Raw genomic sequence first — 9,983 nt, 5'->3', positions numbered from 1 at the left:
GAAGGAGAGCTGGTCAGTAAGCAGAAAGCCCCCCGCGGAAATCACTTCCAAGTTCCTTAAGTTCAGATCCCCATTTTGGCTGCAGTTAAAGGAAATCAGAGAATGGGCAAACCATTTGGCTGCCTCTTGGCGGTTGGCTGTTTTGATGAGGATGGGCAAATCTGCATTCTTTATGGCTTGAACCAGCCGGCAACGCCTGGGATGGCGGGATCCCTGTTGGCCGATAAAGACCACTTGATTTTCTCTATCTTCCACCCAATCGTGGGTAACAGTGCGCATGGAGATAAGAGGCAACCAGGCAAGATTCTCAGCGCCTGCTGCGGCAAACCAGTGCAAATGCTGGAAGTTATAGGCAGTAGCGACGTAATCAAAGCCTTCAGTAGCCCAGTAGGCCAAGAGATGGTTGATGGGAAACTTCCAGTGGTGGGTGTCTCCAGCAAGCAAGAGTGTGGGGCATTTAAACTTCCTTGTATTTAGGGGATTACTCTGGTCAAAGCTGGAAGTCCAAACAATAACTAGGTCAAACTCCTTATTTGTAATTTGCTCAGACTGCTGCACAAAGTCATAGAGGTCATAGTCTCCCTCTGGGCACTCCACCAATTCCTTAGAGAGATTGACAAAGTTTAGTCCAAAGCCCTTGGCTCTCCTCTTGGGGCAAAGACTGACCTGCCGATCTGAAAGCTGCGGGGGCGGGATATAGTCTGGCGGAGTTGGCCAATTGAGGAGAATTCGCGGAGCATTGGCCTTGATGTCTTGCATTTCTCGACTCCCCAAGTTGAGCGGCAGGTTCTTCTAGCTCCTGCAGGCTACTAGGATTGGACACAACAACAAGGGATCTCTGTTGCCCTGGAAAACGATAAGCCGAGCATAGGTTATAAGCGACCCCATGGATCCCTGTCTGCAAGAGCCGAATCCAGTTTACCTGCCTGGATGGCCCCTACCCAAGACGAGCTCTCCTACGACAATGGCATACCCATGGAAAGCTGGCGGCACACGTGCCAGATGGACTTGCTCATCTCCACCACCCATGCCGAGCGAGGTTTTGAGGCTGTACCCAGCGAAGTGGGAGGGTAGGAGGCCACCTGGATTCTGTGGGCCACTGCCGCTGGGGAACTGATGCCTGCCAAGGCTGAACTGGAGCAGCAAAGGGCTGAGCGCCTGGCCTAAAAGTTGTGAGAACTGGGGGTGGATCCGGGTACATTAAGCTAGAGCAGACGTCAGGGATCCCTCCCCATGGATTGCCAAGACCTTGCTCAGGATCTTCTCCTAGAACTGGAGCAAGCTCAGAGTCTCACCCAGCTCTTAGATTGGGCTTTAGCCTGCCTTCCTAGCCAGCAAATCTTCTGCCAGATTGGCTGGGAAGAGTCCGCAGCTGTTTTGCAGGCAATGCTTCGCTATCCTGAAAAGTTAGCAGTGATTCTACGGAATCCCCTACAGAGCTCATCCGAAAAGTCAATCAGCACAGAAGATATCCAAACCCAAATTTCTCAGTTGGGATTAGAAGAACGGGTTCTACTCCTAGAAGGCCCCATTCCTGCCCTTTTGGCAGATCTCGGTCAATGTTTCCCAGAGACCCAGATTGGCGTTTGTTTCTGGACTGAACTCACGGACTACCGTACCTGTCTGCTTCAGTCTTTGCTAATGCGAGATTATTTGGCCGACTCAGCCCTATACTTGGTTAACCATTGCCGCTACGGAGCCATAGCCCAAGCCAACCTAGATTTGATGGGGATAGATCCCAGTTTTCATCTGCAGAAGGTTTTGCCCAATCTAGGCCAAGGGATCCATCTCCTCACTTGGGATCCACAGCACAAAGGGTTAACCGAGCAGGATCTCGCTCACATCGAAGCAATTGGCCCTGGATCACTGCTGGCAGCTAACCCGGTATTCCTGACTTTTACCCAGCCGGATCCCTCAGAACCCAACCGGTTTTACCCCTGTAAATACATCAAGCTGGATAACTTCCTGCCTCAAGAGCTCAACCAAGCCATTCTCCAACATGCCATTACCCACCAAGACAAGTTTATCCCTTCCAAGAGCTACAGCAAGAGCAACACCGAGGCAGAGTCACTAAAATTTCGCCGCTCCCTGAGGCTGGACTTCGCTTACTTTCAGGAGCATGGATCCCTGCTGCGAGAAAAAATTGCGGCTGTTGCTCCCCAGATTTTTGCTGAGCTAGGCATTGAGAACTTTGACATTCAAATCTTTGAGATGGAGATGATTGCCAGCCATGATGGCTGCTTCTTTACCGCCCACACCGATAACTCCTACCCACAAACTGCCTTCCGCCAGGTGAGCTGCGTATATTACTTCCACAAAGAGCCAAAGCCTTATCGAGGAGGTGAGCTGCGCATCTACGATACCCAAAGGCAAAAACCTCATCCACCAATCCTGCACGGGGCATACGATGAGGTAACCCCTACAAATAACAGCATCGTCTTCTTCTCCAGCAGTTGCCTACATGAAATCCTGCCGGTATTTAGCCCTAGCCAAGCCTTTGCCGATAGCCGCTTCACTATCAATACTTGGCTAGGAGCCAAGCAATTCACCTAAAGGCTTGCAGCTCCACCATGGCCAGAGTTTGCATAATTACCACTGTTCGGGATCCAGGCGTGTGCTTGGAGTCGTTCATTCGCTATCACCTTGCCCTTGGAATTGCCCATATTTATATCTTCTTTGACGATCCAGAGGATCCCGCTATTCAGGTGGCACTTCAGTTTTCCGATGTAACGGCTATTCCCAACGATGAAGCTTTGCAAGTCCAACAAGCATTGGGGAATGTTCTCTACCCAAAATATGGCCCTCATGTTGGCTATGAGGTCATGGCTCGTCAGATCCTTAACGTAGAAACGGCTATACAACTTGCCTTGGATCAAAACATGGACTGGATTCTTCGTATTGACGGAGACGAGCTTTTTTATCCTGGCCAGACAACGGCTCCAAATTGGTTTGATCGAGTAAGCGACGACATATTTCAAGTTACGTTTCTAAACCACGAAGCAGCTCCCGAAGCGTTTGAGATCGAAGACTACTTCCGCGAGGTCACTTTATTTAAGAGAAACCCTGCTATTTTGGATCCCGGATTCTATACCCAGTTTCAGAGGATCTCTAGTAAGAGTCAATACTTTTTGGCTTACCAGAATGGAAAGTCAGCAGCTCGGATCTATCCCTCTCTTCTGCCTAACAGCGTACATAGCTTTGATATTCCAGGGGATCATACTCTAGTAACGTCGTCTCCCTCTATTTTGCACTACTTAAACTGCGGCTTTCAAAACTACTATAAAAAGTATGCTCAACTGGGAAACTTTCCTGACTACTGGTGGCGCTCAAAGTCTAATCCTATTCGGGTTCCCTTTCACTTGGCCTCACGGGACGCTTATTGCTCAGGAGATAGAACTTGCATGGCAGCTCTTTATCAAGAGTTCATACTTTACAGCAGTCCTGAAACCAACCAGAACCTCATCGAAAAGGGTATTCTTACTCGCATCCCCTACCCATCACAGTTACTGTCCTCGCTCTAGTTCACTGGTTTAGCCTAGAGCCCTTGCCTACTCTTGAGGGAGACTGGAGCAACTGAAATAAAAAAGCTCCCCACAGGGAGCCACGGAGTACATAAAGTAGAGATAGAAACTAGTCAAAGACGTTGCAGCTCTTACCAACAAAGGTAGCCGCAGTAACCACAGCTGTCTCCTGCGCTCCCAGCCCAATGGTGCATTGAATGTTTGAACCAGACCTGGTGATGTATGGAGCACCGGTGGATGTTGTGTCCCACCTTAGTGCGTGAGGAGCACTGGTCGAACGTGCACTAGGCACTGGTAGCGTGTAGTTGGGAGCCCTCCACGGATCGTTCATGTACTTGTCAGTATGGTCTCCACCGAACTTGATCCTAGCATACGTGTCAGGATAGACGCCGAAGTCGAGTCGGTAGACTTCAGAGGCACGGCCTACTTCAGTGAGAGCCGCTTGAGCTTCGGCTGTACGGGAGCGGCGCACTTGGTTTAAGAACTGCGGGATTGCCACTGCAGACAGCACACCCACAATTACAATCACCACCAACAGCTCAATCAGGGTGAAGCCCTTGGCTTTGGAGAGAATTTGCTGAGCCAGTTTGGCCCGCAACAGAGACTGACGAGACTTTGCGCTCATGAGTACCAGCTCCTTTAGCAAACTAGAGAGTTAACTGTGCAGCTCACCTGCTAGTGCTAACTTACCCCGCTCAAGGGCGACTCATAACAGCCTGCTCCCTGGCGCAATTGCGGATTTTTGCCAGATGAGCCTGACACAGGTCAGTGGTTTAGCTGAGCTGGCCTCAGCGTGGCAGACTAGGACTAGCGCTCTCTCTTCAGCCCATGAACCCTACCCCACAAGCTCGGATTTTGGAAGCCAAGCAACTGTTTCAGCAGTCTCCCGATGCCTTTGCGGAGTGGTTGGTTGCTTTTTACCGAGAGCAAGACGCAAAGGATTGGCGGGAGTTCCTGTGGGGTTTCTTTGACCTCTCCTCAGCCAATGATTTGGCTTCCCCCTCTGAGCCAGAGGCAATTACCTTGTCAGCGCTGGAGCAGGCCTTGGCTGCTGGCCAGCTGAGCCTTGCTTACCAGCTCTACACGCCTCTGGTGAGAACAGGGATCCTGTCCCAGGAGAAAGTCTTGGATTTGTTGCTATCCCTCGCAAGTCGTCTGGAAAACAGCCCCGCGCAGGAGCCGCAGCAGCGTCTCCAGGTTTGTCTGAAGCTGCGGGAGATGGCCTTTGAGCTGGATCCAAGCCGGCGGGACAACACCCAAGTTTTGCTGATGCGGGCCCTGCAAGCTGAGGACGAGCTGGCAGTAGGCTTTTATGGGCAAGCCTTGCTGGATGGCCTAGGCGGCGAGGGCAGCCTGGACATTACTCAGGAGCCGCTCCTCACTGAATTGCTCGCGCGGCTATGGGATGACGGCTACCTGGATTTGTTTTTTGAGGTGGCCACAGCTTTACAAGCTCGTCTTTTGGAGGACCAGAAATCCGGATTTGCTGCTTTGCTGGCCCAGCTGGCTCATGCTGTGGATCCCGAGCAGGCGAAGCGCTATGAAGGTTTGTGGACGATAGAGGACTTAATCGGTGACTTTTTTCAGAGGGCAGCCCGCGCCTTCTTCCAGAACTCTACCAGTGATGGCTATTCCATTTTAGGAGAAGCTCTCATCACGGCGGCCGAGAGCTCACAGGTGCAAGAGAACTTTACTCTTCGTCTATCCCTTCTATCAGAATCGCTGGAAAAGTTGATCCATGCTGCCCAGCCAGAACGGATAAACCTTGTTATCCAGAAAATTATAGACTTAATTTTATCGAGGGAAGCCGACTTAGGATCACTAAGAATTAACGATGAAAATCTACTCGAGAGTCTAACGATTGCTAAAGCCATTCTGTTTCGAGTTTGCTTTTGCTGGAGCTATCTAACTGATGATCGTTCTCTGATTCGTCGTTACCAGCAGATTGGTGGTAGAATCTTTAACGATTGCCTAAGCTTAATGGCTTCTCAGCGAGACTTCCTCTGGTCAGAGTATTGGCAGAGAAACCAGCAAGATTACTGCAGATCCGGTAGAGCTGAGCGCAAGTTGCGAGTGGGCTTTTTGAGTAGCTGCTTTCATCGGCACTCGGTTGGCTTTCTCAGCGAGGCTACCCTAAGAAATCTATCTCGCAGTTTGGTGGATGTTGCCTATTACTACTACCAAGGGTGGAAAAGCGAAGAGATAGTCGGCCGTGACAATATGTATCAAAGATTTCGCTCTCAAGAAAATCTCTATTTCTGCTTTTTTCCTGAGGAAACTAAATCGCCTCAGGTAGCTGCTCAAGCACGCGAGGATCGCATCGATATTATGATATTTATGGACTCTATTACCTGCCACGATGCGAATATTGTAGCAGCTTTGCGAGCTGCCCCCATCCAAATTGGTTGGCTGGGTGGAGATGCTGTCGGTTTGCCAGAATTTGATTACTTTTTCGCCGATCCCTATGTCCTTCCTGAAGATGCACAGGCCGATTACCATGAAAAAATTATCCGCTTGCCTAGCTACTGTGCTGTTGAGTATCTGGACATTACTCCTGCAGATGAGGTGAATTTCAAAAACAAGCTGAGAATAGGCCCGCAAGATATTGTTTTCCTAACTGCGGCCAGTGCTTACAAGCGTACCCCCGAATGTATTGATGCCCATCTGCAAATCCTGAAAGCTGTTCCCAAGGGGATCTTGATCGTCAAAGGCTCGGGGGAAATTGCCACGGTTATCAGGCGCTATCAGGAAAGAGCCAAAGAATTAGATGTTTTGGATCGCGTCCGATTTCTAGCCAAAACCAGTACTGTAGAAGAGCATCGCGGCCAACTGGCTTTGGTGGATCTGGTCTTAGATACCTTTCCCTACACAGGCGCAACCCACACTATGGAAGCTCTCTACATGGGTGTGCCAGTTCTTACCTTAGTAGGTCGCCATTACTACGGCCGAATGAGCTACAGTCTGCTAAAAAATATCGGTCTTGAAGATTGTATCACTTGGTCAGTAGAAGAGTTTATCCAACGTGGGATCCAACTGGGCAATGATCCAAAGTGGATTAACCAGATCAAGAGGAATATCAGGGATTCCCGTCGTTGGTCAGTAATTTGGGATCCAAGAGAACATGCTCGCAGCATGGAAGCTGCCTTCTTCCATATTCTAGAAGGTAAATCCCACGAAACTTATACGTTTCACCCCAACGACTTGTACTCAACTCCAGATGAATGGAACCAAGCTGGGATCCAGCTCATTCGATCCCTAAGTGCTGATGCTTCGGTTTCAACGCACCAATCCGCTTGGGAAGAAGCGCTGTCTTTGTGGCGAAGGGGCTTGGCAAGGGATCCCCGCCATGTTCCCTGCTGGCTAAATCGAATACATGCTCTACTGGTACTGGGCGATCGTCCTCGCGCCTTTGAAGATGCCTACGCTCTACTAGAATTTCTGTGCACAGAAGCGGCAGGTTTACGTCCTTCCAAAGCGATAGATCTCCCCATCTGGGTTGAAAGCGAAGTTTCTGCCCGCCCAAATGCTTACACGAAACACAGTTACCTCTATTATTTAGCCAGATGGATAGCTACTCATATTGGGGTCGTATACAGCCCAGAAGCCATGCGATTTTGGAACCTAACTTATTCGATAGATCCAGATGATGAACAAGCAGCTCTGGCGGTAGCGATTGAGCTTCTCTCGCAGAAAAAGATAGAAGGGCTAATACCAATTAACCATATACTTAGCCTTGATCCAACTCATCGCCAAGCATGCCTGGTCAAGGAAATTGCACTGTGGGAGGTTGTGTCTCAAGTGCAAACAGCCTCTTTCCCTGCGCAGCCCGATCTCTATTTTGACTATGAAAATTGCAGACTCTCCCTCGAGCCTTCGTTCTCGAGTGTTGTCACGCGCGTTCTACTTACTCAAGGAGAATGGTTTGAGAGCGAGATTAGCTTCTGCAAGCACTTTTTAAGACCAGGGATGAACGTAATCGATGTAGGGGCAAATGTTGGGGTATACACTTTCCTTGCTGCGCATCGAGTAGGTCCTACAGGAAGCGTGATTGCAGTTGAACCTACAGCTTCCTGTGTTCGGTGTATGCAAAAAACAATAAGTGCTAGCTCCTTAGAAGATGTTGTCTTCCTTATCGAAGCTGCCGCTGGGGATCATGAAGGCACTATTCAGCTAAGGGAAGAAAGAGCTAGTGTCTTCAATTCTGTCGATGATCCGAAGCAGATGTCAGAACGGGAACCAAACGATGATGGAAAAATTGTGAACCTTGTTACCTTGGACTCCGTCTGGCGCTCGAAAGGTGAACCCCAGATTGATCTCATCAAGATCGATGCAGAAAGTGCAGAAGATCGAGTGATTTCAGGCGGTAAAGAGTTGCTTAGCGCCAGCCACCCTGTCATCATTTTTGAGAACAAGCGTAGCCCCATTGGAACTGCTACAGCTAAAGTACTGGAACTTTTGGGGTACGAGTTTTATACATACAACCGTTTTCTGAATAAGCTAACCAGAGTAAAGCCTCAGCAATACCCCATTGCTGCCTCAAACACTATTGCAATCCATCCCTCAGATCTAGGAAAAGTTGCAGATATGATGTCGGTTTAGATCTGAGCCTGAGTTTCGCTCTTTCGCATACCATGCACAAGAAACTTAGCTGTGCGGAGTGGCTCCCGTCCTATAGGTTATTTCACCTTTCTGGTAAACAAGGCTTGCAGTAGGGATGGGCAATCGTAAGTAGACAGCTCATGCCGAGAACTCAAACTGACGCTGACCCTGTAGGCGCGGCGAGCAAGCCAATTTGAGCAAATTCAACTAACCGGAAGAGCGCAGCAACTGCATCAACTGCTGAGGCGTCATCTGCTCGTAGGGCTCAAAGGGCTGGTGGATCCAAGGGTTATCCGGCAAATAGTCCACATAGTAGTCGGGTTGATAGACGGAGGCGGCCTTGTACCACAGTACGCCGGTGCGGATCTCCTCGATGTAGAAGCCGTAGTGGTGCTTGAGCCAGTGGACAGAGCGCTTTAGGGTCATGCCAGAGTCTGCCAGATCGTCCACCAACAGCACGTGGCTGCCCAGGTTGGCGGTGGTCATGGCTAGATCCCGCGAGAAGGTCAGTTGCCCCCGCTGGCGGTTACCGGGCCCAGAGTAGGAAGAGGCTGAGAGAATAGCCAGGGGCAGGTCGAAAAGACGGGCCAAGGTATCGCCGATGCGCAGCCCCCCCTTGGCAATACAGACGATTTGGTTGAATTCCCACCCGCTTTCGTAGACTTTGACGGCCAACTCCTCGATTTTGCGGTGGTAGTCGGCCCAGGTGATGGAAATTTCGTGCAAGGGATCCCCCTCTACCCATCTAGAGTGCTCAGTTTAATAATGACGCTTCTCCCCTCGACTAGGGACTAGCTTTCTTTCAGAGGGATCACCTTCACCCAATGGGCATAGACGGGATCCCGATTTTCGGTAATTGCCGTCAGCTTCTGCCGCAACTGCTCGGTGATGGGGCGGGAGGGGGGCAGGACATACTGCTCGATCTGGCGAATGGGGGTGATCTTGGCAGCAGTGCCGGTTAAAAAGGCCTCGTCAGCAATCAATAGCTCCGATTTGTCAACGGGCCGTTCTTGGGTAGGGATCCCCAGATCACGGGCCAGGGTGAGGACACTGTCGCGGGTGATCCCTTCCAAGATATCTTGGTCGAAGCTGGGGGTAATCAGCACGCCGTTGCGCACGATGAAGATGTTCATGCCCGAGGCTTCGCTCACTTTGCCCTGGGAGTTCATCAAAATGGCCTCGTCATAGCCAGCCTGCGCCGCCTCGGTTTTGGCCAAAGAGGAAGTGATGTAGGCGCCGGTGATCTTGCCCCGCAATGGTAGGCTGCGATCCTCTTGCCGGGCCCAAGAGCTGATGCGGCAACTGACTCCCTCTGGCGAGAGGTAGTCCCCCAGTTCCAAGCCGTACACGAAAAAGTCTTTCTCAATGTTGTGCAGCCGCGGCGAGATGCCTAGGTCGGAGGTGTACACCAAGGGGCGGATGTAGAAAGACGTGGAGGGACGGTTTTTTCGGATCAGCTCGACGATCACCTGCTCAATCCGTTCAGCAGGGAGATCAAAACAGAGCAGGCGGGCGCTTTGACTCAGTCGTCGGCAATGGCGATCCAGACGGAACACCAGAACTTGATCCGGGTTTTGCGGATCAGGGATCCCGCGTAGGCCGCCGAACGCCGCTGTCCCGTAGTGCAGAGCATGGGTGGCAATGGAGATCTTCGCCTCAGCAAAGGGGACAATCTGGCCCTGAAAGTAGGCGTAGGGCAGAAAATCTGGCATGGTCGGCACCCACCGGGGTAGGAATGAGAGGTAGGAATATTATCACCGATTCGTGCAGTGCCGGGAGCTCCAACGTCAGCATGACTTCCCTGCCTGTAGTAGCAGCACGCGGGATAGGCGTAGAGCATGCCTCTAACCCCCAAAACCCTGA

7 protein-coding genes and 1 pseudogene are annotated in these 9,983 nt (G+C 50.9%); 4 read left to right on the top strand and 4 right to left on the bottom strand.

Annotated elements, in window-relative coordinates; all coding sequences use genetic code 11:
• Positions 1–759: pseudogene (locus tag NW815_RS04685) on the bottom strand (glycosyl transferase family 1); the annotation flags it as partial.
• Between the two features lie 171 nt (positions 760–930).
• Here NW815_RS04685 and NW815_RS04680 point away from each other — a divergent pair.
• The 3 genes from NW815_RS04680 (at position 931) to NW815_RS04670 (ending at position 3,521) form a co-directional block, all read left to right on the top strand.
• The gene (locus NW815_RS04680; protein WP_011432125.1) at positions 931–1,074 is read left to right on the top strand and encodes a hypothetical protein; all 144 of its coding nucleotides are present in this window, start codon (positions 931–933) and stop codon (positions 1,072–1,074) included.
• 567 nt (positions 1,075–1,641) lie between these two features.
• On the top strand, positions 1,642–2,553 hold the full coding sequence (locus tag NW815_RS04675; RefSeq protein ID WP_414387762.1) for a 2OG-Fe(II) oxygenase: 912 nt from the start codon (positions 1,642–1,644) through the stop codon (positions 2,551–2,553).
• 17 nt (positions 2,554–2,570) lie between these two features.
• Complete coding sequence (locus tag NW815_RS04670; protein WP_414387761.1) at positions 2,571–3,521, top strand: glycosyltransferase family 2 protein; 951 nt, start codon at positions 2,571–2,573, stop codon at positions 3,519–3,521.
• 109 nt (positions 3,522–3,630) lie between these two features.
• Here the strand turns inward: NW815_RS04670 and NW815_RS04665 are convergent, their stop codons facing one another.
• The gene (locus NW815_RS04665) at positions 3,631–4,146 is read right to left on the bottom strand and encodes a type IV pilin protein (protein WP_414387760.1); all 516 of its coding nucleotides are present in this window, start codon (positions 4,144–4,146) and stop codon (positions 3,631–3,633) included.
• A gap of 203 nt (positions 4,147–4,349) precedes the next feature.
• Between NW815_RS04665 and NW815_RS04660 the strand changes: the two genes are divergently transcribed.
• Positions 4,350–8,120 carry an FkbM family methyltransferase gene (locus NW815_RS04660; RefSeq protein ID WP_414415763.1) on the top strand — a complete coding sequence of 1,257 codons (3,771 nt, stop codon included), beginning with the start codon at positions 4,350–4,352 and terminating at the stop codon, positions 8,118–8,120.
• A gap of 207 nt (positions 8,121–8,327) precedes the next feature.
• Here the strand turns inward: NW815_RS04660 and NW815_RS04655 are convergent, their stop codons facing one another.
• A complete protein-coding gene (locus tag NW815_RS04655) occupies positions 8,328–8,846 on the bottom strand; it encodes a phosphoribosyltransferase (RefSeq protein ID WP_414329088.1) in 519 nt (172 codons plus the stop codon).
• Positions 8,847–8,911: 65 nt separating this feature from the next.
• Entirely contained in the window at positions 8,912–9,832 is a 921-nt protein-coding gene (locus NW815_RS04650) for a branched-chain amino acid transaminase (protein WP_011432133.1), read from the bottom strand.
• Positions 9,833–9,983 lie beyond the last annotated feature (151 nt).

Source organism: Synechococcus sp. R6-7 (assembly GCF_047461695.1).
In the GTDB taxonomy this organism is placed as follows: Bacteria; Cyanobacteriota; Cyanobacteriia; order Thermostichales; family Thermostichaceae; genus Thermostichus.
This window is presented reverse-complemented; position numbering and strand designations above follow the sequence as displayed.